Source organism: Pandoraea horticolens, assembly GCF_902459555.1.
Lineage (GTDB): Bacteria > Pseudomonadota > Gammaproteobacteria > Burkholderiales > Burkholderiaceae > Pandoraea > Pandoraea horticolens.
In genome coordinates this window covers 195,257-219,578 of the sequence record NZ_CABPSM010000001.1, presented here as the reverse complement: position 1 = coordinate 219,578, position 24,322 = coordinate 195,257, and the positions used below count along the sequence as shown (strand labels likewise).

Genomic DNA, 24,322 nt, shown 5'->3' with positions numbered 1-24,322 from the left:
GCGATGGGTGGCCGCGCGCTCAGGGGGCCGTGTGCGGGCGCGTCGTTAGCGACGCCTCGACTGCACGCGGCAGTGTCGAGTCGACCAGCGGGGCAATGTCCAGATAGCCGGACGCCGTCGCGGCGTCGGGGTGGGGCAGATGCGGCACGCGCCCGAGCAGCGGTGCACTCAGGCGCGCGGCAATCGCATCGACGTTCGCCTCTACGTGGCGCATATCGGGATCGACGTGATTGGCGACCCAGCCCGCGAGCGTCAGACCGCGCGAGGCAATGGCCTCGGCGGTGAGCAGCGCGTGGCTGATACAGCCCAGCCGCAGGCCGACGACGAGGATCACCGGCAGGCCGAGTTGCCTTGCCAGATCGGCCGTGTCCGGTGCGCTGGCATCGGGGCCGAGCGGCACGCGAAAACCGCCCACCCCCTCGACGATCACCAGATCGGCGCGCGCGGCCACACGCGCGTAGCCCGCCCGGATCACGCCGCAATCGAGCGCGATGCCTTCGGCGGCGGCCGCGATGTGGGGTGCAGAGGCGTCCTTGAGGAGGTATGGGCAGTACCAGGCGTCCGGCAGCTTCAGCGTGCTTGCCTGATGCAACTGCTCGACGTCGTCGTTGACGAAGCGCCCGTTGTGTTCGGACGCGCCCGCCGCCACCGACTTGAGTCCGGCGCACACCAGTCCGCGACGCGCCGCCGCGTGCAGCAGTGCCGACGAAACGAGCGTCTTGCCGATTTCGGTGTCCGTGCCGGTGATGAAGAACGCGTGACGGGCAGGCGTCGTTCGTTCGGCCGGGGTATCGACGCGAGCATTAAGGGTCTGATCAGCCATGCGCGTGCTCCGTCCAGTCTCGGTCGAGTTGGTTGATGGCGGTGGCCAGCCGTGCGATGTCGTGCGCGGTGTGAGCGGCGCTGAGCGTCACGCGCAGGCGCGACGTGCCCGGCGCCACTGTCGGCGGACGAATGGCAGGCACCCACAACCCGGCTTCGGCAAGGCCCGCCTGCGCGTGCAGCGCTGCGGCGTTTTCACCGAGGATGATCGGCTGCACGGCCGTCGGCGAGACGATATGCCGCCAATGCCGCAGCGTGAGCGAATCGCGCAGTTGGGCAATACGGGCCTGCAACGTGGCGCGGCGCTCGCGGCCTTCCTCGCCCGCAATCAGGGCAACGCTCGTGAGCAGTGCGTGCGCTTGCGAGGGGGCGGCTGCCGTTGTGAAGATGTACGGCCGTGCACGATTGATAAGCCAGTCGATGACGCGATGGTTCGCCGCGACAAACGCCCCGCCGACACCCGCGGCTTTGCCGAGCGTGCCGATGATGACGAGGTTGGGCGAGCGCAGATCGAAATGCTCGAACACGCCACGGCCGTTTTCCCCCACGACGCCGAAGCCGTGCGCGTCGTCCACGACGAGCCACGCGTTGTGCCGTTCGGCAAGCGCGAGCAGTTGCGGCAGCGGTGCGATGTCGCCGTCCATCGAGAACACGCCGTCGGTGACGATCAGCTTCGTCTCGGCCGTGCTGGCGGCGAGCAGTGCGGCCAGCGCGTCGACGTCGCCGTGCGGATAGACATGCGTGCGTGCACGCGACAGACGGGCGCCATCGATCAGCGACGCGTGGTTCAGGGCCTCGGAGAAGATTTCGGCATCTTTGCCGGCGAGCGCCGAGATCGTCGCCAGATTCGCCATGTAGCCGGTGCAGAAGTACAGTGCGCGGCCGTCGACGAGATGCGGCGACATGAACTCGGTGAGCGCGTCTTCGAGTTCGGCGTGGGCCTGGGAATGACCGCTGATGAGGTGCGATGCGCCGCTGCCCGCGCCATAGCGACGGGCGCCTTCGATGAGCGCCTCGACAACCTTCGGGTGGGCGGCCAGACCGAGATAGTCGTTGCTGGCGAATGCGAGAACGTCGCGGCCGTCGGCCCGCATATGCGGCTGGCATGGCGTGGAGACCACGCGGTGACGGCGGCGCAGGTGCGCGCGGTCGATCTCCGCGAGTTCGGCGTCGAGGCGGGCGAGCAGGGGATGGGACGTCATGCCGGCACCTCCATGTCGTGCGTCATCGTGGTGTCGAACGCCGCGAGCGTTTGTTGCGCGAGCCAGTCGACGGTGCCGTCGTCCAGCACATACGGTGGCATCAAATAGACCGTGGCGCCGATGGGGCGCAGCAGCACGCCGCGTGCGCGGGCTTCAGTGTAGAAGCGCTTCGCGAAGGCACCGGCGGCGCCGGGCGCCTCCGGTAACATAGCGTCGAACGCCCAAATCATGCCGCGATGGCGGAAATGCCGCACGCGCGGATCGTCCGCCAACGGCGCGAGCGCTTGCGTGAGACGAGCGGCGCGAACGGCGTTGCGCGCGAGTACGTCGTCGTCGGCAAAGATGTCGAGCGTGGCGAGCGCGGCGCGGCACGCCAGCGGATTGCCGGTGTACGAGTGCGAGTGCAGAAAGCCGCGCGCGGTGTCGTCGTCGTAGAAGGCGTTGTAGATCGCATCGCGCGAGAGCACGAGCGAGAGGGGCAGATAGCCACCGCTGATCCCTTTGGACAGCGTAAGCAGGTCGGGCCAGACGCCTGCCTGCTCGCTCGCGAAGAAGGTACCGGTGCGTCCGCATCCGACGGCGATTTCGTCCGCGATCAGATGTGCGTCATGCCGGTCGCACAACGCACGCACGAGCCGCAGGTACTCGGGGTCGTGCATTGCCATACCGGCCGCGCATTGTACGAGCGGCTCGACGATGACGGCGGCGACGCGCCCCTCGCGCTGGGTGAGCAACGCGTCGAGTTCGGCGGCGGCACGGCGTGCCACGTCGATCGGCGTTTCGCCATCGCGAGCGAGACGCGCATCGGGCGAGGCCACTACGTGGGCGTGACGCAGCAGCGGGTCGTAGGCATCGCGGAACAGCGCGACATCGGTCACGGCGAGCGCACCCAGCGTTTCGCCGTGATAGCCGTTGCGCACGCACACGAATTCGCGCTTGTCGCTGTGGCCCTGATTGCGCCACGCGTGAAAGCTCATCTTGAGGGCGATTTCAACGGCAGACGCGCCATCGGAGGCGAAGAAGGCATGGCCCAGCACACTGCCCGTGAGCGCAGACAGGCGTTCGGCCAGCGCCACGACCGGCTCGTGCGTGAAGCCCGCGAGCATCGCGTGCTCGAGGCGGCCGAGTTGATCGACGAGCGCCGCGTTGATACGCGGATTCGCGTGGCCGAAGAGGTTGACCCACCAGGAACTGATGGCGTCGAGATAGCGCTCGCCGTCGGTATCGACGAGCCAGGGGCCTGCGCCGTGAGACAGTGCGACGAGGGGCAGCTTTGCCTGTTGCTTCATCTGCGTGCAGGGGTGCCAGACCTGTCGCAGACTGCGCGCGGCGAGATCGGAGGGACCAGCGTGGGGGCGCGTGGGGGCGTCCATCATTGACTCCTTGTTTGGCCGCGACGGACGACACTCGCACGGTGGCGTGTGCCGTTCGTCCGGCTGGCCGGTGGCGGGCGTCGCACGGGGCGTTGCCGCACGGGGCCGGAGGTGGGGGATGGGCGCATGGTAGGCAAAGCGTTTTGACAGGGCAATAGGCGGAATTGGCGAAAAAAATCGCTGATTTGCGTGCTGTAGCAAGACGTTATCGATAAATTCGTAAAACCCGCCGATAACGTTGCGGCATCTCCGCCGTCGGCCCTCCTCAAAAAAATTTGTAACCGATGATGCGTGTTGGCGCGTGCGCAGGGCTCAGGACACCTCGCGCCACGACGGTGAACGCTTTTCAAGGAACGACTGCACCCCTTCGCGGCCTTCGTCCGATGCGCGGATCGTCGCGATACGGTCTGCCGTTTCGGCGATGGTCTCGTCGTCGATGGCACGGCCCGCGAAGTCCTGCACCAGGCGTTTGCACTCCTTCACGGCGTTCGGGCTGTTGTCGGCAAGCGCCTTGGCGAGCGCCTGCACGGTACTGTCGAGTGCGTCTGCGGTAACGACTTCGTGCACGAGGCCGTGCCGTTGCGCCGTGGACGCGGTGAAACGCTCGGCGGTGAGGAAGTAGCGGCGCGAGGCCGCCTCGCCGAGGGCGCGAATGACATAGGGGCCGATCGTGGCCGGCATCAACCCCAGCTTCGCTTCGGACAGGCAGAAGTGCGCGGTGTCCACGGCGACGACGATATCGGCCACGGCGGCGAGACCCACGCCACCGGCGTAAGTGTCGCCCTGCACGCGGGCGATCACCGGCTTCGGGCATCGGTAGATGGTGTTCAGCATGACGGCGAGCGTCATCGCGTCGGCGCGGTTCTCGGCGTCCGAATAACCGGCCATCTTCTTCATCCAGTTCAGGTCGGCGCCAGCACAGAATGCGACACCTTCCGCCGCGAGCACGACGACGCGCACGTCGTCGTTCGTGGCGAGCGCGCGAAACGCCCCCGTCAATTCCTCGATGACCGTTTCGTTGAAGGCGTTACGCACGTCCGGACGATTGAGCGTGATCGTGGCGACGTGGGCGTCGACGCTGAGTTTTAGCGTGGCGAGATTCATGATTGGGAATTCCTCAATGGACCGGTGCAGGCGGTTACATGCGGAACAGGCCGAAGCGTGTTTCGGGAATCGGTGCATTCAATGCCGCCGACAGTCCCAGTCCGAGCACGGTGCGGGTATCCGCCGGATCGATCACGCCGTCGTCCCACAGGCGAGCGCTCGCGTAGTACGGATGCCCCTGACGTTCGTACTGATCGCGGATCGGTTGCTTGAAGGCATCTTCTTCCTCGGCGCTCCACTGACCGCCCTTGGCTTCGATGCCGTCGCGCTTGACCGTGGCCAGCACCGACGCGGCTTGCTCTCCGCCCATCACTGAGATGCGGGCGTTGGGCCACATCCACAGGAAACGCGGCGAGTACGCGCGACCGCACATGCCGTAGTTACCGGCGCCGAACGAGCCGCCGATGATGACGGTGAACTTCGGCACGTTCGCGGTGGCGACAGCCGTCACCATCTTGGCGCCGTGCTTCGCAATGCCTTCGTTTTCGTACTTGCGGCCGACCATGAAGCCCGTGATGTTTTGCAGGAAGATCAGCGGGATCTTGCGCTGACAGCACAACTCGATGAAGTGCGCCCCCTTTTGCGCCGACTCCGAGAACAGAATGCCGTTGTTCGCCACGATGCCGACCGGATAGCCCCACAGATGCGCGAAGCCGCACACGAGCGTGGTGCCGTAGCGCGCCTTGAACTCGTCGAATTCGGAGCCGTCGACCAGACGGGCGATCACTTCGCGGACGTCGAACGGCTTCTTCGTGTCGGACGGAATCACGCCATACAGTTCGCGGGCGTCGTACTTCGGCTCGACAGGCGGCTTGACCGCGACCGTCGCCGGCTTCTGGCGATTGAGGTTGGCGGCGATGCTGCGTGCGATGGCGAGCGCGTGCGCGTCGTTCTGCGCGAAATGATCTACCACGCCCGACAGCCGGGTGTGGACGTCGGCCCCGCCGAGGTCTTCGGCGCTGACGACCTCGCCCGTCGCCGCCTTGACAAGCGGGGGGCCGCCGAGAAAGATCGTGCCCTGTTCCTTGACGATGATCGACTCGTCGCTCATCGCGGGCACGTAGGCGCCACCGGCCGTGCACGAGCCCATCACCACGGCGATCTGCGGAATGCCCTGCGCGGACATCTGCGCCTGGTTGTAGAAGATGCGGCCGAAGTGATCGCGGTCGGGGAAGACGTCGTCCTGATTCGGCAGATTGGCGCCGCCCGAGTCGACAAGGTAGATACACGGCAGATGGTTCTGCTCGGCGATCTCTTGCGCGCGCAGATGCTTCTTGACCGTCATCGGGTAGTAGGTGCCGCCTTTGACCGTGGCGTCGTTGCAGACGATGACGCATTCCTGACCTGAGACGCGTCCGATGCCGGTGATGATGCCCGCGCCCGGCGCATCGTCGTGATACATGCCGATGGCGGCGAGTTGCGAGAGTTCCAGAAACGGCGAGCCCGGATCGAGCAACTGCTGCACGCGCTCGCGCGGCAGCAGCTTGCCGCGCCCCACGTGCTTCTTGCGCGCGGCCTCACCGCCGCCACCGGCCAGTTGCGCTACCCGTTCGCGCAGGTCGTCGACCAGGGTCTGCATCGTGGCCGCGTTGCGTGCAAAGTCTTCGCCGCGCGGGTTGAGTTTGCTTTCGAGAATCGGCATGTGACGAAATCCGGTGGAGGGTGAGTTGTCGTTGAATTCGTTTTCGGTACGCGGGCCCGCGCGATTTCAGTCGAACAGGTCGCCGTCGATATAGCGCCAGCGGCCGTCGTCGGAGCGCTCGAAGCGGCTGCGCTCGTGCAAGCGGTGGGCGCGTCCGCCGACCTTGTAACGGGCCACGAATTCGACTTCGGCGTGACTGTCGTCGCTTTGCCGATGCGCTTTGACCTGAAGGCCGAGCCACTGCGGTGCGTCGTCGAAGTCGAGCGTGGCGGGACGTGTGCGTGCCGCCCATGTGTCGAGCAGGTACGGCGCGTTGTGACGCACGAACGCTGTGTAGCGCGAGCGCATCAGCGCTTCGGCCGTGGGGGGAATGTCGCCGCGCTCCAGATAGCGCCCGCAGCAGTCGTCGAACGTGAGTCCGCCGCAAGGGCAGGCTTCGCGATCGAGGGCCGGTGTCGTGATGCTGTGCGACGGTTGAGGTCTTGCCATCGTGTGTCTTGCCTTGTTGTCAGATCTTGCCTTGCTTCAGGCAGGCCTCGACCTGCGAGAAGCGGTCGAAGCCCCAGAACGGTTCGCCGTCCACGATCACGAAGGGCGAGCCGAAGACGCCGCGCGCCATGGCCAGATCGATTTCGGCCTTGAGGTGATCCTTGGCGGCGGGGGAGTGCATGCCGGCGTCGAGCGCCGCACCGTCGATGCCCAGCGCCTCGCCCAGACGCACGAGCTCGCCCGGGTCGCCGATGTTCACGTCGTCGACGTAGAACGCCTGGAAGATCGATTTTGCGAACTCCGCAGACAGGTCGCCGCCGCGATGATCCTGCACCCACAGCATGGCGCGCTCGGCGGCTTGCGTCGGGATTGGGAAGTGCGTCGGGCGCTTGTATGCAATGCCGTGAAAGCGCGCGGTGCGCTCCACATCGTGTCGCAGATACTCGGTCTTGATCGGATGCTGCACCGGCGCCCCCGTACCGTTCACCTTGTAGACGATGTCGAGCAGGATTGGGTGCCACGCGACACCGCGTCCGTTTTTTGCGGCGATGTCGTCGATGCGGGTACTCGCAAAATACCCATAAGGGGATGCGAAGTCGAAATAAAAGTCGATGGCGGACGTCATGTTGGCTCCGTTTCCGAGTGACGTGTCTGGCCCGCGAATCAAAAGATACGGCGGTGTGGCAACAGCTTGTGCTACAGCTTGTTATTCCGTCTGACGCCGGGCGATTTCTGCCCGGTCGCTACTTGTCTTGTCTCGTCTCCGTGCGCCGTTCCTGAGTGAATGGCTCACGCCTGCGGCCCGCATGACCCAGTGGCTACCACGTGAGCGCGTTGCCGTCGTAATTGAAGAACCCGCCGTTGTGCGTTGCGCGTTCGCCCGGCGCTCGGGCGAACACGCGGCGCATGCCGGCCACGCTTGTCTGCACGTCGATGTCGGCGTCCTCGCCGCCCATATCCGTACGTACCCAGCCCGGATGCATGGCAACGCATGTGGCGCGCTGCGCTTCGAGCGATACGGCCTTGACCACCGAGTTCACGGCAGCCTTGCTCGCGCGGTAGAGCCAGCTTCCGTTCGACTCCATCAGCGCAACGCTGCCCATGCGGCTCGAGAGAAAACCGAACGTGCCGCCTGCGGCTTCGACGAACGGCAAGACGAGCGGTGCGGTTTGCATGGCGCCGAGCACGTTCGTGTGGAACACGCGGTCGAAGGCTTCTTTCGTGATCGGCGCAAGGCCCGCCGTGCGGTCCGAATTCACGCCGGCGTTGTAGACCGCGACGTCCAGTTCCACGCCGTCGAGCTGCCACGACAGGCCGGAGAGCGACTCGACGCGCGTGACGTCGAGCTTGAGCGGTTCGGCGCCGAGTTCGCGCAGGGCCGCCAGTCCATTGTCGTCGCGCGCCGTGGCAAACACGCGCCAGCCGTCCTCGCGATACTGCCGCGCGAATTCCATGCCGATGCCGCGCGAAGCACCGATGATGAGCGCAGTTTTCATGGCGGGTTTGTCCTGTCGGGCAGTGCCGGAGTCAGAGGGGTAGAGCGTCAGACGAGTTCGATGGCCATGGCCGTGGCTTCGCCGCCGCCGATACACAGGCTGGCGACACCGCGCTTGCCGCCGGTCTTGCGCAGCGCACCGATCAACGTGACCAGAATACGTGCGCCGGATGCGCCAATCGGGTGGCCGAGCGCGCAGGCGCCGCCGTGAATGTTGACCTTCTCGTGCGGCAGGTCGAACTCCTGCATCGCGGCCATCGCGACGACAGCGAAGGCTTCGTTGATTTCGTAAAGATCGACGTCCTTGGTCGACCAGCCGGTCTTGTCGAACAGCTTGCGCATGGCGCCGACCGGTGCAGTGGTGAACAGGCCCGGTTGCTGAGCGAAGGTGCTGTGACCGGCGATGCGGGCAAGCGGCGTGAGCCCGAGGCGCGTGGCCGTCGATTCGCGCATGAGCACGAGCGCGGCGGCGCCGTCCGAGATCGACGACGAATTGGCGGCCGTTACCGTGCCATCTTTGCGGAAAGCGGGCTTGAGGGTCGGGATCTTCTCGGGATTTGCCTTGAGCGGCTGTTCGTCCTGATCGACGACTGTGTCGCCCTTGCGGCCAGCCACCGTCACCGGCGTGATTTCCCACGCGAACGACCCGTCCTTGATGGCGTTTTGGGCACGTTCGAGCGAGGCGATGGCGAAGGCGTCCTGCGCTTCGCGGGTGAAGGCGTAACGGTCGGCACATTCCTCGGCAAAGGTGCCCATCAGGCGGCCTTTGTCGTAGGCGTCTTCCAGACCGTCGAAGAACATGTGGTCGATCACCTGACCGTGCCCCATGCGCATGCCGACGCGCGCCTTGGGCAGCAGATAAGGCGCGTTGCTCATGCTCTCCATGCCGCCGGCGACAATGACGTCGGCACTGCCGGCGACGAGCATGTCGTGCGCAAACATCGCGGCGCGCATGCCGGAGCCGCACATCTTGTTGACGGTGGTGGCGCCCGCGGCGAGCGGCAGCCCGGCGCCGAGCGTGGCCTGACGCGCCGGGGCCTGGCCCTGACCGGCGGGCAGCACGCAGCCCATTACCACTTCGTCGACCTGCTCCGGCCTCAGACCGGCGCGCTCGACAGCGGCACGAATGGCGGCAGCACCCAGTTGCGGTGCCGCGACTTCGCCGAATACCCCTTGCAGGCCGCCCATCGGCGTGCGAGCGGCGGAAACGATAACGATCGGGTCTTGTTGCATGGCAGTCTCCTGTAATCGGTGGTGGGGCTAGCGATTCGTCTTCGCAGACGGGCTCGTCAGCCCCCGAATATCCAATGCTTCAGTCCTTCCATCGTCCATGCGCCCCTTCGGATGAAGGGGTGCCCGGCGCAGCCTGACGGCGCCGATCGCTCAAGCGCGTGGATTGCGTAATTCGTCCATCGCCGCGACACAGCGGTCGTAGATGCGCGGCAGGGCTTCGAGGCTGTTGACGGACATGCGCAGGTCGCGCACCAGCCCGTCGCGCAGGCCGTACACCCAGCCATGCACCGTCACGGGTTGGTTGCGGGCCCAGGCGTCGCGCAATACCGTCGTGTGGCAGATATTCACGACTTGTTCAATGGCATTAAGCTCGCAAAGGCGGTCGTGACGCGCGTCGCGCGAGGGCAGCGCGTCGATCTGCTCGATGTGCTGCTCGTAGACGTCGCGCACATGGCGCAGCCAGTTATCCACGAGGCCCATCTTCTCGCCGTCGAGTGCCGCACCCACGCCGCCGCAGCCGTAATGGCCGACCACCATGATGTGGCGGACCTTCAGCACTTCGACGGCGAACTGCAATACCGACAGGCAGTTCAGATCGCTGTGCACGACCACGTTCGCAATATTGCGGTGGACGAACACTTCGCCCGGCGCAAGGCCGGTAATCTGGTTGGCAGGGACGCGTGAGTCGGAACAGCCGATCCAGAGATACTCCGGCGCTTGCAGCTTCGACAGCCGCTCGAAAAACGCGGGGTCCTCCGCGTTCACGCTGGCAACCCAGGCGCGATTGTTGTCGAGCAGATGGATGAGAGGTTGGTCTTGGTCTTCGGTCATGATCGTGTCATCCGGCGGATATGTCGTGGGCTGGGAGACGTCGCACGCTCAAGCGGCCGCCGCGCGGGGCGGGGCGTTCGTGGCACCGCTGCCGGTGCCGTAGCGATTGACGAAACGCAGTGAGACATCGTACGGATAGAAGTCGTGCATCTGTCCGGCTCGCACCCTGTCCTGATAGTCCTGCCACAGGCCGGGGTCGAAGAAATCCGGATGATGCTGGCTCAGATAGTGCCGCACGCGCGTGTCGCCCGTCAGAAACGTTTCAAACGTCTGCGGAAACACGTCGTGCGGGCCTACACGGTACCAGACTTCCCCCGACATCGCCTCTTCTTCGTTACGCGGTTCCGGCACGCGACGGATGTGGCAATCCGTCAGGTATTCCAGTTCGTCGTAATCGTAGAAGACCACCCGGCCGTGACGCGTCACGCCGAAATTCTTGTACAGCATGTCGCCCGGAAAAATGTTCGCCGCCATCAACTCCTTCACGGCATTGCCGTACTCGCGCATGGCGTGCTCCACCTGCGCGTCGGACGCCCCCTGGAGCCACAGATTGAGCGGCGTCATGCGGCGCTCGATATAGCAATGGCGGATGACGAGCGCGTCGCCGTCGACTTCGAGCAGCGATGGCACTTCGCGCCGAAGCTCGGCGAGCAGGGCGTCGTCGAAGCGCGAGAGCGGGAACGCCACGCTCGAGAACTCCAGCGTATCGGCCATTCGGCCGACGCGATCATGTTGCTTGACCATCAGATACTTCGCCTTCACCTGCTCGCGCGTGGTCTCCTTGGGCGGCGCGAAGCGCTCGCGAATCAGCTTGAAGACATACGGATACGAGGGCAGCGTGAACACCAGCATCACCAGTCCGGGAATGCCCGGCGCGCTTACGAACTTGTCGCTCGAGTGTTTCAGATGATGCAGGAAATCGCGATAGAACAGGTTCTTGCCGTGCTTTTGCAGACCGAGCGACGTGTAGATCTCGGCCTTGGGCTTGCTCGGCATGATGGTACGCAGGAACTGCACGTAGGCCGACGGCACTTCCATGTCGACCATGAAATAGGCATGCGTAAAGCCGAACACCACGCGCAGGTCGTCACGGCGCAGCAGGGCGGTGTCGAGCGCGAGCTTGCCGTTCGCGTCGTGCATGATCGGCACGGCGAACGGCATGGTCACGTCGCCGTTCACGATACGGCCCACGATATAGGCCGCCTTGTTTCGGAAGAACAGCGACGCGAGCACATGAATCTGAAAATTCGGTGCCGGTTCGAACTCGCCGAACGCCTCGTCGATAGCGCGCATCACATAGCCGACGTCACGCGACAGATCGGCAAACGGGCGGGTGAGCTGAAAATTCGTGACGATGCGCGTGAGCGTGGCGGCCATGCCGTCTTGCGCCGGGTAGTAGACGCGATAGGTGGGCTTGGCGGCGAGCGCGTCGTTCTCGATGTACTCCGTTGCCACGGCGGGGCGTACGAAGATGAAGCGGTTGTTGAAATACGAGCGGTGAAGGATCTTGCAGCACACTGAGTTGAAGAACGTCTCGGCCAGTTCGGGCTGACGATGGTCCGTGAGCAAGCCGATGTAGTGCAGTTTCACTTGCTGCCACACATCGTCGTCGAGCGACTGGGCGTCGAACTCGTCTTCGAGCGTCACGGTACATTCGCGCACGCGTTGGTCGTAATAGGCGATGCGCTCGCGCTGGAGCTTCTGGATGCCCGTGAAGTCGCCCGCCTCGAAACATGCCTGCGCCGCGACGCATACCTCGCGGAAGATGCGGTAATGCTTGTCGAAGCCGTCCAGCATCGTGCGGGCGACGTCGAAAGCAAACTGCGACGACAGGAGTTTCGGGAAGTGATTCATACCGGTCGGAACAGGCGCAGAGGCGGGTTCGGTGGATTGTAGCGCCGCTGCCTGCGCCTGAATGTCCGTCGTGGGTCGATCTCGGTTACAGGGTTTCCGCGAACAGTTCGCGGCCGATCAGCATGCGGCGGATTTCCGACGTGCCCGCGCCGATTTCATAGAGCTTCGCGTCGCGCCACAGGCGGCCGACCGGGTAGTCGTTGATATAGCCGTTGCCGCCCAGAATCTGGATCGCTTCCCCAGCCATCCATGTCGCCTTTTCGGCCGTGTAGAGAATCACGCCCGCGCAGTCCTTGCGCACCTGACGCACGTGATCGCTGCCGAGCGAATCGAGCTGACGGCCCACCGCGTACAGATATGCACGGCTTGCCTGCAGGATGGTGTACATGTCGGCAACCTTGCCCTGGATGAGCTGGAATTCGCCGATTGACTGGCCGAACTGCTTGCGGTCGTGGATGTACGGTACGACCACATCCATGGCGGCTTGCATGATGCCCAGCGGGCCGCCGGCGAGCACGGCGCGCTCGTAGTCCAGACCGCTCATGAGCACCTTCACGCCACCGCCCACCTGGCCGAGCACGTTCTCTTCCGGGACTTCCACGTTTTCGAACACGAGCTCACCCGTGTGCGAGCCTCGCATGCCGAGCTTGTCGAGCTTTTGCGCGACCGAAAAGCCCTTCATGCCCTTTTCGACGAGGAACGCCGTCATGCCGCGCGCGCCGGCTTCCGGATCCGTCTTGCCATAGACCACCAGCGTGTCGCAATCCGGGCCGTTCGTGATCCACATCTTCGTGCCGTTGAGCACGAAGTGGTCGCCGCGCTTTTCCGCGCGCAGCTTCATGCTGACGACGTCCGATCCCGCGTTCGGCTCGCTCATCGCGAGCGCGCCGACGTGCTCGCCCGATACCAACTTCGGCAGGTACTTCGCCTTCTGTGCGGCGGTGCCGTTGCGATGAATCTGGTTGACGCAGAGGTTCGAGTGCGCGCCATACGACAGACCGATCGACGCCGAGGCACGCGAGATTTCCTCCATCGCGATCATATGGGCGAGATAGCCCATGTTCGCGCCGCCGTACTCTTCCGAGACCGTCATGCCGAGCACGCCGAGCTCGCCCATCTTGCGCCAGAGATCCATCGGGAACTGGTCGGTGCGGTCGACTTCGCCCGCGCGCGGTGCGATTTCCTTGGACGCGAAGTTCGCGACCGATTCGCGCAGCATGTCGAGGTCTTCGCCGAGCATGAAATTGAGGCCGGGCAACGTAGTCATGACACAGTCTCCAGAGGGTGGCGCATGGCGGCTTGCCTGCGCTGATGTTCGAGGGTGATTCGAGCGGCGTTGATTCGGTGAGTCCGGTGCGGCGGCGCTCAGCGTGAGACGGATGCCGAGGCGGCCGGGGGCGTGCCCGCCAGCACGAACAGCGTTTGCTGCATGAGCGCGCACAGCGTCCATTTGCCGTCGTCGATGGCGAACAATTCGGCGGTGGCGACGATGAGCGTGCGTCCGGATTTCACGACCTGACCGCGTCCGACCAGTGTATCGCCCTTGCCGGGCGCCAGAATGTTCAGTTTGTATTCCGCCGTGACCAGTTCCTGATCCGGCGCAATGCGCGTGTAGCCCGCGTAACCGCCCGCCGAGTCGGCAATGGCGCCGATCACGCCGCCATGAAAAAAGCCGTGCTGCTGGTTGACCTTGTCCGAGAACGGCAGCGAGATTTCGCAGTAACCGTCGGCGAGATGCGTGAGTTGTGCACCCCAATGGGTCATCACGCCCTGTTGGTCGAAACTGCCGCGAATTCTCGCGGCGACGTCATCGTCGAGCGGTGCGGCGTGAGAGACAGGCGTGTTGACCATGGTGAGGGAGGCAAAAGCGCCGGCAAGATTGAGTTCGGAGATACTACTTTACGTTTACGTAAACGTAAAGTAAGGGGTTTCCTGAGTCGCGAAACGACATCGTCAGGAGGGAAGGGAACCCGCTGGGCTGGGCGCACGCCAGCGGGCACCGGAAGCCGGGCCGCCGCGAATCAGTGCGACGTGGCTGCCGCTTTCGTCCGCCGGACGACGCAGGCGGGTGCGGCTTCACCCGCTGCCTCGAGCAACGCGAGGCATTGGGCTTCGTGCTGCGAAACTTCGTCCAGCGTGGCGTGCAGGTCTTCAAGCTGCTGTTCGAGCACTTGCCGGTGTTGCGAGAGGGTCTCGAGGAACACCTTGAGCTGGGGCACCGTATCCTTGGGCGACTCGTAGAGATCGAGAATGGTCTTGATCTCCGAGAGCGTGAGCCCGAGACGTTTGCCACGCAGCGTAAGCTTCAGACGTGTGCGATCCTGCCCAGTGTAGACGCGATGGCGTCCGCCGGGGCCTTCGCGGGCCGGCGTGAGCAAACCCTGATCCTCATAGAAGCGGATCGCACGGGGTGTGATGTCGAACTCGCGGGCGAGGTCGGTGATCGTGTATGTGAGCATCGGGTTAAGCAAGTGCTTACCATTGCAGATAGAATTGCCGTTTACGTTAGCGTCAACTTGCATCGTATGCAATCGGTGACGGCGTTAACCTGACAATAAGAGAACAAGTCCATCTGGAGCGTGGTCCCCCCGTGAATGCCCTCGAACAACAACTGAACTATCCCCTTGGCGATTTCCTGCCGGATGGCGGCACGGTGCACGAAGTGTTGCCCGGCGTCTTCTGGGTACGTATGCCGCTGCCGTTCGTGCTCGACCACATCAATTTGTGGCTGCTACGCGACGAGGTGGATGGCGTCAAAGGCTGGACGGTTGTCGATTGCGGCATCACGCACGCGCAGATCAAGGCGTACTGGGAGCAGGTGTTCGACAGTGCCCTGGGCGGCGAGCCGGTATTGCGCGTTGTCGTCACGCACTGCCACCCCGATCACCTCGGTCTTGCGCACTGGATCTGCAAGGGCGGCGACAAGCAACGTTGGGAAGCGCGGCTCGCCATGTCGCTGGGCGACTACGCGTGGGGCCGTCTCATGTCGGAGGGCGACAACAACAATGCGGCTAATGCCGGTGGCGACTTCGCGGTGACGCACTTCATCTCGCACGGGCTGGCCGACGAAGCGATGATCGACCAGATTCGCAACCGGAAGACCTATTTCAGCGATCTCGTCCCCGAAGTGCCTTCGCGTTACTTCCGCTTGCGCGATGGCGATACGCTGCGCATTGGCGGTAGCGATTGGCGTTTGATCGCGGGCTACGGCCATTCGCCGGAACATATGGCGCTGTACTCCGAGCAGCATAACGTGCTGATCTCGGGCGACATGGTGCTGCCGCGCATCTCGACCAACGTCAGCGTGTTCGACATCGAACCGGAAGCCAACTCGCTGCAACTGTTTCTCGACTCGCTGGGCGTGTACCTGGATCTGCCGGCCGATTGCCTCGTGCTGCCGTCGCACGGCCGGCCGTTCACCGGATTGCACACGCGCATTCGCCAACTGCGCGACCATCATGCCGCGCGCTTGCAGGAGGTGCGCGAAGCGTGCGCAAGGTCGCCGCAGAGCGCGGGCGATATCGTGCCCATCATGTTCCATCGCAAGCTCGATGCGCACCAGACGACCTTCGCCATGGGCGAAGCGCTGGCGCATCTGCATATGCTCTGGCGGGCGGGTGAACTCAAGCGCGAGCGCGACGCGAAGGGCGTCTGGCGCTTCTCTCCGGTCTGATCTCCGGCCGGATCTCCCACCGCCTTCGGCGGCAATGAAAAAATGCCCCGGTGAGCGCGTCGTCACCGGGGCATTTCTCATCGTGTCGCGAATGCGGCGTCTCAGGCGTGCAGCGCCGACGCCGGCGCCTCCCGGCCTTCGCGGCCCATCAGGCCGTACGTCACCAGACTGATCGCCACCGTCAGCAGAATGTAATACGCTGGTGCCAGCGGATTCTGCGTCGCCTTGATCAGATACGTGATCCAGAACGGCGCGAGACCGCCGAACAGCATCACCGAGAGGTTGTAGAGAATCGACACACCCGTCGAGCGAACGCCGACCGGGAACACTTCCGTGACCGCTGTCGGGAACGCCCCCCACACGAAGCCCATGCAGACGGCCGGGAGAATCTGCGCGAGCAGCAGGTTGCCCATCGACGGCGAGCCGTGCAAACGCGTAAACATCCAGAACGACACCAGGCCGTAGAGCAGCACGAACAGCAGAATCAGCGGCTTGCGGCCGACGCGGTCCGAAATCCACCCTGTGAACGGGCACATTGCGGCGATCAGGATGGCGGCGATGAACGTCGAGAGGCTTGCGGAACCCTGCGTCAGGCCCAACTGCTTGACTGCGTAGATCGGCGTGTAGATCAGCGTCACGTAGAACGACGTTGTTGCCGCCACCGTCAGGCCGAAACCCGCGATGAGCGAACGATAGTGTTTCGAAAAGACGTCGGCGAGCGGCGTGCGGCGCGTCGGTTCACGCGCGGCGGCGTAGGCCAGGAACTCGGGCGACTCCGTCATGCGGCGTCGAATGTAAAAGCCCACCGGCCCGATCAGAATCCCGAACAGGAACGGCAGACGCCAACCCCACGATTCGAGGGCTTCCTTCGTCAGCCCGGTGTTGAGCAGATAGGCGCAAAGCCCGGCGAGTGCCACGGCCAACGCCTGCGAGCACATCTGGAAGCTGCCGTAGAAGCCGCGCAGATGCGCCGGCGAGAACTCGATGAGCATGGCCGTCGAGCCGCCGAATTCACCGCCTGCCGAGAAGCCTTGAATCACCCGCGCAAGCAGGATCAGCAGCGGCGCGGCGAAGCCGATGGTCGCGTACGTCGGTGCAAGACCGATCAGGCCCGTGCCAAGCGCCATGAGCAACACCATGACCGAGAGCGCCGACTTGCGGCCGGCATGATCGGCGTACAAACCGAACGCGAGCCCGCCGATGGGACGGAAGAAGAACGCCACGCCAAGCGAGGCCACACTCGCGAGCAGCGAGTTCGTATCGTTGTCTGCGGGGAAAAAGAGTTTTGCGATGACGACGGCGAAAAGGCCGTAGACGGTGAAGTCGAACCACTCGAATGCATTGCCCAGCGTGGAACCGATCACGGCTTTGCGTCGCAATGCCGGATCGATAACCGGCGCGCCGGTGGGGGTTGCCTGCATATACCTCTCCTGCTTGGTTGGGAATGCCGCAGTCGGATCGGTATGCGATGTAACGTGCGTCGGCATACGCCCGCTCTATGGCGGCAAGACCGGTTTAACGTCGTGTGTACCTCTATTCAAGTTACACAGGCACTCTAGCGCAGGTTGGTAATGCACCACAACGGGTCAAAATTCCGGACAACCGTCACAGGGAAGTGGATTTCAGGCGGGGGGTAGCGGCGCGGCGGGGTTCAGCGATTGCTGCGGCTGCCCTTCCAGCGGTAGTCGCGCTGTCCGACCCATCCCCACGTGCCGCTGTAGGGGTCGTACTCGTAGCGCTGCTGATACTCGGTGGTGTAGCAACCGCCCTTCTCGAGATAGCATCGCTCTCTCAGGAAGTGAGCCGTATCGCGAGAGGAGCGCGGCCGGGGCTGCGGCACAACGATGTAAGGCTGTGCCGGACCGATGTACACGGGCGGTTGCGGCGCAATGATCATTGGCGCTGGTGTGACGATGACCGGTGCAGGTGCCACGATGACCGGCGCTGGCCGAACGTACGATTGCGGCGGGCCGAAGACCTGCCAGTTATCGGGGTCCATCACCGCACATCCGGAAACGACGAAGGCGAGCGGTGCGAGAAAAATGAGGGCGATGCGCCGGAGGGGGGCAACGCCGCGATTGAGGCAAGCGCTTGACGCGTCTTGCGTTGACATGGCGTTCATGAGGGACGTCGCGGGTGAGAGGTTTGGGGCACTGTAACGTGCATCTCACCGCGTTTCCCCGGCTCGCTCGGTGCTTTGGGGGATGTCCCCGCGAGATCGGCTATGCGGTGCCGTTGGGTGGTGTGTCTGGCGGTTTGTCCGGGTTTGCCGGCGCGCTATCTTTCGCTTTGCGCTCCGACAGACGCGGCTTGCGCGGTGCGCGGGCGAAAAGCATGTCGTAGAGCCAGCGCGGCAGGCATCGCATGGCGCAAGCCACGATGCCCATCGGCCACGGCAGCACCACGAAGCGCTTGCGACGCGCAATCGCTGCGGCCGCCTTGCGCGCGAACTTATCCGCGTCCATCAGGAACGGCATCGGGAACGGATTGTCATCGGTCATCGGCGTGCGGATGTAGCCCGGCGCGATCGTCACGACGGCCACCTTGTCGGCACGCAGTTCCACCCGAAGGCTCTCCAGATACGTCATCGCCGCTGCCTTCGACGCGCTGTAGGCCCCGTGCCCCGGCAACCCGCGCACACCGGCCACGCTGCCGATGCCCACAAGCGTGCCGCGCTTGCGCTCGCGCATGGGCGCGACGAAGCGGCAGAAGGTGGCGACCATCGCCAACCAGTTGGTATCCATCACCGAGGCGAAGTGCGGCAGATCGGCCGCGTCTTCCGTATGCACACCATGGCTGATACCCGCATTGGCGATCACGATGTCCGGCACACCATGGCGCGACATGAAGTCTTCCGCGGCGGCGTGCAGGGCGAGCGCGTCGCGCACGTCGAGCGCATAGCAATGCACGGCGTGCGGATGCGGGAGCGTGGCGGCAAGATCGGCGAGCTTGTCGCCGCGACGGCCCACCAGCCCGAGGATGGCGCCCTCGGCGGCATAGTGACGCGCGAGCGCCTCGCCCAACCCGCTCGAGGCGCCCGTGATGAAGACTTTCGGTGATGTCGTGTGTGTGGCCATATAACGCAAAAACCCGGCCGGGGCCGGGCTTTGTGATGGGCGAAGCTTACAGCTTCTTCGCGCGGATCTGGTTGATGATCGAGTCGGCTGTCTTGAGCGCCGCATCGAACGTCTGCTGCTCGTTTGTGACCGGCTTACCGGCCTTTTGCAGCGCGTCGCCCGAGGTGGCCGGCGAGACCAGGTACTTGCCCTGGATCGCGATCGTCGGCACGCCGTCGATCTTGTAATCCTGCCACGTCTTGTTGGCCGTCTTCACGCTGGCTTGGGTCGAGAAGCCGTTATAGGCATCCATGTACTTCTGCTTTTCGATGCCGAACTGCGTGAGGAAGTCGGCTTGCGTCTGCGCCGTCAGCAGGTAGTTGTGCTTGACGTGGATCTCGTTGAAGACCTTCGGCGTGAGTTCGCCTTCGCGGCCCAGCGCGGTCAGTGCGTAGAACATGCGGGTGTGCGGTTCGAAACGGTCCTGAAACGCGACCGGCACGCGCTTGAACACGACGTCCTTGCCTTGCTTCTTCACCCAGGCTTCGAGCGACGGCTCAAGCGCGCTGCAGTGTGGGCAACCGTACCAGAAGAACTCGGTCACTTCGATCTTTCCCGCGCCGGCCGATGTGGGCTGCGCCTGCGGCAACACCAGATAATCGCTCCCCGCGACAGGGGCTTCAGGCGAGGCCGAGGCCGCGCCGGAGAGGAAACCGAAAGAAATCAGTACGGCACCAAGAAGTTTTTTCATGATCGTTATTTAGGAGTGAGGCAGACGCACCAGCAATCGGTTGAGCGGCGCTCCTGCGAAACCATATCCCGGATTCAGGCAAATGAGACAGTGCATATGACCGGCGATGTGCCGCCGGGTTCAACGGTCCGGCGATGCCGGAACCTCCCGAATGATGCGTTCTTTTCCGCGTTTCTGCTGACGGGCGCGGCGGTTTCGGGGGGGAGACACAAAAGGCGCTGCACGTAGGGTGCAACGCCTTTTGCGCTTATTGCTTCGTGAAACGGATGACTGCCGTGTCGAAACCGCCATCCTGCAGGCGTTGACGCACGTGGTTCATCTCGTCGAGCTTGCCGTACGGGCCGAGGCGCACGCGGTACAGTGTCAGACCGTTTGCATCGCGCTGCGTGACCTTTGCCTCGAAGCCCGAGAGGGCCAGCTTGGCGCGCAGTTGCTCGGCGTCGGTCTGCGACTTGAACGCGCCTACCTGCAGGTAGTAACCCGTGTTGGCGTTATCCGTTGCGCTGGCGGGCGGCGTGGTCGGCGGTGCCACCGGAACCGTCGACTTTCCATTGAGGATGTCGGCCGGCGACGGCTTGGTATGGGCGGGCGGTGTGGCCGGTGCAGTCGGGGCGGAGGCCGTCGGCGGGGCGGCCGGTTCGACCGGCGTGCCCGGCACGAGCGGCGACGTCACTGCCTGCGAAGCCGTTTCCGGTGCGACAGGCGCCGATGCCGCGCCAGGCAGCGGCGTACGGGGCTGCAACGACTTGTTCGGATCGGGCGCCTGGGCGGCCGGCGAGTTCTCGGAGGGACGCGGCGGCGTCTTTTCGACGAACGGTGTCGGCGTTTTCGTAATGTACAGCGCAACGACGACGGCAACGGCCAGCCCAACGATCAGGCCGAGCACGATGCCCAGGAAAGTACCGCCCCGCTGGCGGGGTGGTCGACGTGTGTTTGCCATCGAGTCGATTCCGTCCTTACAGAGTTCCGATGCGTTTGCCGTTCGGAATGGTTGGGTAATTGGCGTGAACAGACCTTGCCGGGGCTTACATCTTGGCTGGGGCAGACACACCCAGCACGGCAAGGCCATTGCGCAACACCTGACGCGTTGCCGCCAGCAACGCCAGACGCGCGTGCTTGACGATTTCGTCGTCGACCAGCACGCGATCGGCGTTGTAGAAAGAGTGGAACGCCCCCGCCAGATCCCGCAGATAGAAAGCCACCGCGTGCGGTGCCAATTCCTCGGCGGCGCGCGTGAGCATGTCCGGGTATTCGGCGAGCAACTGCAACAACGCGAGCGCGCGCTCGCTGTCGAGCGGCGCGAGGCCGGCGTTGACCAGTTGGGTCTCGTCGCCACCCCACTGCGTCAGGATGGAGCAGATGCGCGCGTGCGCATACTGCACGTAATACACCGGGTTCTCGTCGTTTTGCTTGAGCGCGAGATCCACGTCGAACACGAATTCGGTGTCGGCCTTGCGTGAAATTAAGAAGAAACGCACGGCGTCGCGGCCACGGCGCAGTGCGGCTTCACGCTCGGTGGGGTCCGTGATTGGCGTTTCCGCGGTAATCCCGCCCGACCATTCGATCAGGTCGCGTACGGTCACGTAGCTGCCTGCGCGCTTGGAGATTTTCACCTCTTCGCCGTTACGCATGACGGTGACCATCTTGTGCAGCACGTAGTCGGGATAGCCCTTCGGAATGCCGATGCCCAGTGCCTGCAGACCGGCGCGCACACGGGCGATGGTGCCGTGGTGGTCCGAGCCCTGCACGTTGATGACCTGATGGAAGCCGCGATCCCACTTGCGTGCGTGATAGGCGACATCCGGCACGAAGTAGGTGTACGTGCCGTCGGACTTGCGCATCACGCGGTCCTTGTCGTCGCCGTAGTCGGTCGTGCGCAGCCACAGCGCGCCTTCCTGTTCGTACGTGACGCCGGCGTCGATAAGGGCTTGCACCGTGCGCTCGACACTGCCGTCGGCGTACAGCGACGACTCGAGGTAGTACTGATCGAAGATGACGCCGAACGTTTGCAGATCGATGTCTTGTTCGCGGCGCAGGTAGGCCACGGCGAACGCGCGGATCGAGTCGATGTCATCGATGTTGCCGCTGCCGGTGACGGGCGCGCCGTCGGATGCCTGCACGGTTTTGCCTGCGAGGAAATCCTGTGCGATGTCGCCGATGTAGTCGCCGTTGTAAGCCGATTCCGGCCACTCGGCGTCACCCGGCTTGAAGCCGCGCGCACGTGCCTGCACCGAGGTCGAGAGCGTCTGGATCTGCACGCCCGCGTCGTTGTAGTAGAACTCGCGGTGGACCGGACGGCCCTGCGTGCCGAGCAATGCCGAGATCGTGTCGCCGAGCGCGGCCTGACGGCCGTGGCCCACATGCAGCGGACCAGTCGGGTTGGCCGAAACGAACTCGACGAGCACCGGCGCGGCGTCGTTGCTGGCGGCGTTGCGGCCGAAGGCGGCGCCTTCGGTCAGAATCGCGCGGGCGACCGACTGCTTGGTGGCGTTGGCCAGTCGCAGGTTGATGAAGCCGGGACCGGCGATCTCGACGGCATCGACGAGTCCCTTCGCACGGGCGTCGGCGAGGATGGCGTCGGCAATCTTTTGGGCCAGCTCGCGCGGGTTGGCGCGCAGTGGCTTGGCGAGTTGCATCGCCACGTTACAGGCCAGATCGCCATGTGCGGCGACTTTCGGGCGTTCGAGCAGGATGACGGGCGCGGTGCCGTCTGCGGGTATCAAACCGGCGACGACATCGCCGATCAACTCGACGAGAGCATTCTTTTGGGCGGGTAGCATTGGCGGGTGTTTCGGGTGCGTCCGGACACGTCCGGACAGGCAATTGAATCGTCAGCACCGGATTTTAACAGGTGTATGATGAAGTCACGGTACCCGCCGGTCCACCCTCGTTGCGTGACAAGCTCGGGGCGGCGGTGGTGATAACTCGAATAGGGAGACGACCATGCTGGTAACGTTCAAATCGCACGCCTCGCCCACGATCACCATGCTGGAGAATCTCGCGCAGTTTCTGCTCGGGCTGGTGGGCAAGAAGCTCGGGGAGCGCGGTGCGATCGGCGAAGACGAAATGGGCGAGGCCATCGCCAAGCTCGAGGCTGCCATCGCGGAAGACAATGCCGCTGCGAAGAAGGAAAGCGAGGGCAAGAAATCCGAAGAGCGCGATGAGGACGATCGCCTGCGTCTGGCGCAACGTGCCTATCCGCTGCTCGACATGCTGCGTGAGTCCCGCAAGGAAAACGTGGCCGTGATGTGGGAAGTCGGTAATCGTTGAACACTCGACACCGCTCGCCCGATAAGGGAACCGAGCGCGTGGAATGAAAAAAGCAGGCCGCAAATCGCGGGCCTGCTTTTTTTGTGTCCTGTGGAATATGGCAGACGGGCCGCCTCCAGGCGAGGAGGGTGCCGGCCTTAACGAGCTTTACCGGACGTGAAGATCCTGCATGCCGTGAAAGGCCGCGAACCATGGCGGCGCCGATTCCCTGATGTGTTACCGCTGTGCCGGTACTACTGCACCTTGCCCGGTGCATTATCCGCAGCATTGGCGGCGTCGTTACCCGCGCTACCGTTGCCCGGCGCCTTCTTGGTGTGACGCGACTTCTGCGCATGCGAGTTGGAATGCGGGGCCGACGGCGTCATGGTTTGTGCGCCCGGCGTCGGGGTCTGACGCGCGTTCGGCGAAGCCTGGCTCGGCATCGGCATTGCCATCGGGGTCGACGGCTCCGTCGCCGCACTGCGGCCGGGGCTTGCCGCACTGCCGCTGGCGGAACCTTGCGCGAAACTCAGTGCCGAGGCACCGGCGAGGGTCAGGGCAGCAACCGAAATAATCAGCTTCTTCATCAGATGGACTCCTTTACTTTGCGCTGCACATCGAAGGAACGTCTGTGGTGCAGGCATCACTTGCGTTAGTGAGATTCCAGTCTAAGAAGACACTGCGTGTGGTGCTGTAAGGCTTTGTAATCGATTGTAATTCGGCTTTTTTGCTTAATCGTCCGAACGGCTTGACCAGAACACCTGATTGACGCCGGGCAGCGTTTCGAGATGATCGGTGAGTGCGTCGAGTTCGCCTGCCTTGACTGCCGTGGGCAGCAGCAGCGCCTCGATCTCGACTTCCGCTTCGCCGAACGGATGGATGTCCAGCGCCCGCACCGGATAGTTCGACGCTTCGAGCCAGGCTTCCACCTTGTCGAGCACTTCGCGCTGCGTTGTGCGTGCACAGATGACGGACAGTGCGTAAGTTGCTTCGGACGTTGCCTCATTGATTGGGGTACGGTTGATGCTGTTCACGATAGGACGCAACAGCGTGTTGGCGGCCAGCACGAATGCGGCCACTACGCAGGCTTCGACGATCAGGCCCGCCCCGGCGGCGGCGCCCACAGCGGCCGAGCCCCACAACGTGGCGGCGGTATTCAGGCCGCGCACCGAGGCACCGTCCTTCATGATCGCGCCCGCGCCGAGGAAGCCGACCCCCGAGACCACATAGGCAATCACGCGGGTGTCGCCAGGCATGAGCCGCATCGACAAATCGACGAATGCCGCCGAGCCCACGGCCACGAGGACGTTGGTTCGCAGGCCGGCCGTGCGTTGGCGGACTTGCCGTTCCACGCCGATGATCGTGCCGAGCGCGAACGCGACGAATAGCGCGACTGCCGTGTTGAGCAGCGGGAGGAGCTGGAAATTCTGGATGCTTTGCAGTGCGTGCATGAAACGTCTCGAAGTGAGCCAGCCGGCATATGGCGGGGGCCGGAGGCCGGGGATCCGATCGGCTGGATCAGCCCGAACGGGCGGGACATTACGCTTC

General features: G+C 64.2%; 24 protein-coding genes. 2 read left to right on the top strand and 22 right to left on the bottom strand.

The annotated features are described in order from the left end of the window. Positions 1 to 19 precede the first annotated feature (19 nt). The 14 genes from bioD to PHO31112_RS00960 all read right to left on the bottom strand — a co-directional run bounded on the left by bioD (position 20) and on the right by PHO31112_RS00960 (position 14,504). Positions 20 to 823 carry a dethiobiotin synthase gene (gene bioD / locus PHO31112_RS01025; RefSeq protein WP_150618782.1) on the bottom strand — a complete coding sequence of 268 codons (804 nt, stop codon included), beginning with the start codon at positions 821 to 823 and terminating at the stop codon, positions 20 to 22. Continuing rightward, complete coding sequence (gene bioF, locus PHO31112_RS01020; protein WP_150618781.1) at positions 816 to 2,024, bottom strand: 8-amino-7-oxononanoate synthase; 1,209 nt, start codon at positions 2,022 to 2,024, stop codon at positions 816 to 818. The genes bioD and bioF overlap by 8 nt, the downstream gene beginning before the upstream one ends. Then, the gene (gene bioA / locus PHO31112_RS01015; RefSeq protein ID WP_150619231.1) at positions 2,021 to 3,397 is read right to left on the bottom strand and encodes an adenosylmethionine--8-amino-7-oxononanoate transaminase; all 1,377 of its coding nucleotides are present in this window, start codon (positions 3,395 to 3,397) and stop codon (positions 2,021 to 2,023) included. The genes bioF and bioA overlap by 4 nt, the downstream gene beginning before the upstream one ends. A gap of 312 nt (positions 3,398 to 3,709) precedes the next feature. Beyond that, positions 3,710 to 4,501 carry an enoyl-CoA hydratase/isomerase family protein gene (locus PHO31112_RS01010; protein ID WP_150618780.1) on the bottom strand — a complete coding sequence of 264 codons (792 nt, stop codon included), beginning with the start codon at positions 4,499 to 4,501 and terminating at the stop codon, positions 3,710 to 3,712. A gap of 34 nt (positions 4,502 to 4,535) precedes the next feature. Further along, the gene (locus PHO31112_RS01005; protein ID WP_150618779.1) at positions 4,536 to 6,143 is read right to left on the bottom strand and encodes a carboxyl transferase domain-containing protein; all 1,608 of its coding nucleotides are present in this window, start codon (positions 6,141 to 6,143) and stop codon (positions 4,536 to 4,538) included. A gap of 66 nt (positions 6,144 to 6,209) precedes the next feature. Continuing rightward, positions 6,210 to 6,632: a YchJ family protein gene (locus tag PHO31112_RS01000; RefSeq protein WP_150618778.1), complete on the bottom strand. Its 423-nt coding sequence runs from the start codon at positions 6,630 to 6,632 to the stop codon at positions 6,210 to 6,212. Positions 6,633 to 6,651: 19 nt separating this feature from the next. Continuing rightward, the gene (locus tag PHO31112_RS00995; protein WP_150618777.1) at positions 6,652 to 7,257 is read right to left on the bottom strand and encodes a 2-hydroxychromene-2-carboxylate isomerase; all 606 of its coding nucleotides are present in this window, start codon (positions 7,255 to 7,257) and stop codon (positions 6,652 to 6,654) included. A gap of 193 nt (positions 7,258 to 7,450) precedes the next feature. Continuing rightward, on the bottom strand, positions 7,451 to 8,128 hold the full coding sequence (locus PHO31112_RS00990; protein WP_150618776.1) for an SDR family oxidoreductase: 678 nt from the start codon (positions 8,126 to 8,128) through the stop codon (positions 7,451 to 7,453). Between the two features lie 47 nt (positions 8,129 to 8,175). Beyond that, the gene (locus tag PHO31112_RS00985) at positions 8,176 to 9,360 is read right to left on the bottom strand and encodes an acetyl-CoA C-acetyltransferase (protein ID WP_150618775.1); all 1,185 of its coding nucleotides are present in this window, start codon (positions 9,358 to 9,360) and stop codon (positions 8,176 to 8,178) included. A gap of 150 nt (positions 9,361 to 9,510) precedes the next feature. Beyond that, positions 9,511 to 10,191 (bottom strand): carbonate dehydratase, encoded by a 681-nt coding sequence (can, locus tag PHO31112_RS00980; protein ID WP_150618774.1) that lies wholly within the window; start codon positions 10,189 to 10,191, stop codon positions 9,511 to 9,513. Positions 10,192 to 10,239: 48 nt separating this feature from the next. Continuing rightward, positions 10,240 to 12,045, bottom strand: a complete 1,806-nt coding sequence (gene aceK / locus PHO31112_RS00975; protein ID WP_150618773.1) for a bifunctional isocitrate dehydrogenase kinase/phosphatase — start codon at positions 12,043 to 12,045, stop codon at positions 10,240 to 10,242. A gap of 85 nt (positions 12,046 to 12,130) precedes the next feature. Next, complete coding sequence (locus PHO31112_RS00970) at positions 12,131 to 13,312, bottom strand: isovaleryl-CoA dehydrogenase (RefSeq protein WP_150618772.1); 1,182 nt, start codon at positions 13,310 to 13,312, stop codon at positions 12,131 to 12,133. Positions 13,313 to 13,410: 98 nt separating this feature from the next. Continuing rightward, positions 13,411 to 13,896: a PaaI family thioesterase gene (locus PHO31112_RS00965; protein ID WP_150618771.1), complete on the bottom strand. Its 486-nt coding sequence runs from the start codon at positions 13,894 to 13,896 to the stop codon at positions 13,411 to 13,413. 170 nt (positions 13,897 to 14,066) lie between these two features. Then, the gene (locus tag PHO31112_RS00960; protein ID WP_150619230.1) at positions 14,067 to 14,504 is read right to left on the bottom strand and encodes a MerR family transcriptional regulator; all 438 of its coding nucleotides are present in this window, start codon (positions 14,502 to 14,504) and stop codon (positions 14,067 to 14,069) included. A gap of 131 nt (positions 14,505 to 14,635) precedes the next feature. On the opposite strand from PHO31112_RS00960, the gene PHO31112_RS00955 reads away from it, so the two are divergent. After that, positions 14,636 to 15,718 carry an MBL fold metallo-hydrolase gene (locus tag PHO31112_RS00955; RefSeq protein ID WP_150618770.1) on the top strand — a complete coding sequence of 361 codons (1,083 nt, stop codon included), beginning with the start codon at positions 14,636 to 14,638 and terminating at the stop codon, positions 15,716 to 15,718. Positions 15,719 to 15,819: 101 nt separating this feature from the next. Here the strand turns inward: PHO31112_RS00955 and PHO31112_RS00950 are convergent, their stop codons facing one another. From PHO31112_RS00950 to argS, 6 genes are all read right to left on the bottom strand, one after another. Further along, the gene (locus PHO31112_RS00950) at positions 15,820 to 17,139 is read right to left on the bottom strand and encodes an MFS transporter (protein ID WP_150618769.1); all 1,320 of its coding nucleotides are present in this window, start codon (positions 17,137 to 17,139) and stop codon (positions 15,820 to 15,822) included. A 230-nt stretch (positions 17,140 to 17,369) separates the two neighbouring features. Further along, entirely contained in the window at positions 17,370 to 17,840 is a 471-nt protein-coding gene (locus PHO31112_RS00945) for a hypothetical protein (RefSeq protein ID WP_150618768.1), read from the bottom strand. Positions 17,841 to 17,940: 100 nt separating this feature from the next. Continuing rightward, the gene (locus PHO31112_RS00940; protein ID WP_150618767.1) at positions 17,941 to 18,795 is read right to left on the bottom strand and encodes an SDR family oxidoreductase; all 855 of its coding nucleotides are present in this window, start codon (positions 18,793 to 18,795) and stop codon (positions 17,941 to 17,943) included. Between the two features lie 46 nt (positions 18,796 to 18,841). After that, entirely contained in the window at positions 18,842 to 19,525 is a 684-nt protein-coding gene (locus PHO31112_RS00935) for a thiol:disulfide interchange protein DsbA/DsbL (protein WP_150618766.1), read from the bottom strand. A gap of 247 nt (positions 19,526 to 19,772) precedes the next feature. Further along, positions 19,773 to 20,465 (bottom strand): SPOR domain-containing protein, encoded by a 693-nt coding sequence (locus PHO31112_RS00930; RefSeq protein WP_150618765.1) that lies wholly within the window; start codon positions 20,463 to 20,465, stop codon positions 19,773 to 19,775. A gap of 85 nt (positions 20,466 to 20,550) precedes the next feature. Continuing rightward, positions 20,551 to 22,305 carry an arginine--tRNA ligase gene (gene argS / locus PHO31112_RS00925; protein ID WP_150618764.1) on the bottom strand — a complete coding sequence of 585 codons (1,755 nt, stop codon included), beginning with the start codon at positions 22,303 to 22,305 and terminating at the stop codon, positions 20,551 to 20,553. 163 nt (positions 22,306 to 22,468) lie between these two features. Here argS and PHO31112_RS00920 point away from each other — a divergent pair, with 163 nt between their 5' ends. Next, positions 22,469 to 22,795, top strand: coding sequence for a DUF1840 domain-containing protein (locus PHO31112_RS00920; RefSeq protein WP_150618763.1), 327 nt, complete (start codon positions 22,469 to 22,471; stop codon positions 22,793 to 22,795). Between the two features lie 233 nt (positions 22,796 to 23,028). On the opposite strand, the gene PHO31112_RS00915 is transcribed toward PHO31112_RS00920, so the two are convergent. Next, positions 23,029 to 23,361 (bottom strand): hypothetical protein, encoded by a 333-nt coding sequence (locus PHO31112_RS00915; protein ID WP_150618762.1) that lies wholly within the window; start codon positions 23,359 to 23,361, stop codon positions 23,029 to 23,031. A gap of 144 nt (positions 23,362 to 23,505) precedes the next feature. Next, positions 23,506 to 24,216 carry an MgtC/SapB family protein gene (locus PHO31112_RS00910; RefSeq protein ID WP_150619229.1) on the bottom strand — a complete coding sequence of 237 codons (711 nt, stop codon included), beginning with the start codon at positions 24,214 to 24,216 and terminating at the stop codon, positions 23,506 to 23,508. Positions 24,217 to 24,322 lie beyond the last annotated feature (106 nt).

Excerpts from the sequence above, each read along its gene's own strand:
- bioD (WP_150618782.1), bottom strand. The coding sequence starts at position 823 with ATGGCTGATCAGACCCTTAATGCTCGCGTCGATACCCCGGCCGAACGA.
- bioF (WP_150618781.1), bottom strand. The coding sequence starts at position 2,024 with ATGACGTCCCATCCCCTGCTCGCCCGCCTCGACGCCGAACTCGCGGAG.
- bioA (WP_150619231.1), bottom strand. The coding sequence starts at position 3,397 with ATGGACGCCCCCACGCGCCCCCACGCTGGTCCCTCCGATCTCGCCGCG.
- PHO31112_RS01010 (WP_150618780.1), bottom strand. The coding sequence starts at position 4,501 with ATGAATCTCGCCACGCTAAAACTCAGCGTCGACGCCCACGTCGCCACG.
- PHO31112_RS01005 (WP_150618779.1), bottom strand. The coding sequence starts at position 6,143 with ATGCCGATTCTCGAAAGCAAACTCAACCCGCGCGGCGAAGACTTTGCA.
- PHO31112_RS01000 (WP_150618778.1), bottom strand. The coding sequence starts at position 6,632 with ATGGCAAGACCTCAACCGTCGCACAGCATCACGACACCGGCCCTCGAT.
- PHO31112_RS00995 (WP_150618777.1), bottom strand. The coding sequence starts at position 7,257 with ATGACGTCCGCCATCGACTTTTATTTCGACTTCGCATCCCCTTATGGG.
- PHO31112_RS00990 (WP_150618776.1), bottom strand. The coding sequence starts at position 8,128 with ATGAAAACTGCGCTCATCATCGGTGCTTCGCGCGGCATCGGCATGGAA.
- PHO31112_RS00985 (WP_150618775.1), bottom strand. The coding sequence starts at position 9,360 with ATGCAACAAGACCCGATCGTTATCGTTTCCGCCGCTCGCACGCCGATG.
- can (WP_150618774.1), bottom strand. The coding sequence starts at position 10,191 with ATGACCGAAGACCAAGACCAACCTCTCATCCATCTGCTCGACAACAAT.
- aceK (WP_150618773.1), bottom strand. The coding sequence starts at position 12,045 with ATGAATCACTTCCCGAAACTCCTGTCGTCGCAGTTTGCTTTCGACGTC.
- PHO31112_RS00970 (WP_150618772.1), bottom strand. The coding sequence starts at position 13,312 with ATGACTACGTTGCCCGGCCTCAATTTCATGCTCGGCGAAGACCTCGAC.
- PHO31112_RS00965 (WP_150618771.1), bottom strand. The coding sequence starts at position 13,896 with ATGGTCAACACGCCTGTCTCTCACGCCGCACCGCTCGACGATGACGTC.
- PHO31112_RS00960 (WP_150619230.1), bottom strand. The coding sequence starts at position 14,504 with ATGCTCACATACACGATCACCGACCTCGCCCGCGAGTTCGACATCACA.
- PHO31112_RS00950 (WP_150618769.1), bottom strand. The coding sequence starts at position 17,139 with ATGCAGGCAACCCCCACCGGCGCGCCGGTTATCGATCCGGCATTGCGA.
- PHO31112_RS00945 (WP_150618768.1), bottom strand. The coding sequence starts at position 17,840 with ATGAACGCCATGTCAACGCAAGACGCGTCAAGCGCTTGCCTCAATCGC.
- PHO31112_RS00940 (WP_150618767.1), bottom strand. The coding sequence starts at position 18,795 with ATGGCCACACACACGACATCACCGAAAGTCTTCATCACGGGCGCCTCG.
- PHO31112_RS00935 (WP_150618766.1), bottom strand. The coding sequence starts at position 19,525 with ATGAAAAAACTTCTTGGTGCCGTACTGATTTCTTTCGGTTTCCTCTCC.
- PHO31112_RS00930 (WP_150618765.1), bottom strand. The coding sequence starts at position 20,465 with ATGGCAAACACACGTCGACCACCCCGCCAGCGGGGCGGTACTTTCCTG.
- argS (WP_150618764.1), bottom strand. The coding sequence starts at position 22,305 with ATGCTACCCGCCCAAAAGAATGCTCTCGTCGAGTTGATCGGCGATGTC.
- PHO31112_RS00920 (WP_150618763.1), top strand. The coding sequence starts at position 22,469 with ATGCTGGTAACGTTCAAATCGCACGCCTCGCCCACGATCACCATGCTG.
- PHO31112_RS00915 (WP_150618762.1), bottom strand. The coding sequence starts at position 23,361 with ATGAAGAAGCTGATTATTTCGGTTGCTGCCCTGACCCTCGCCGGTGCC.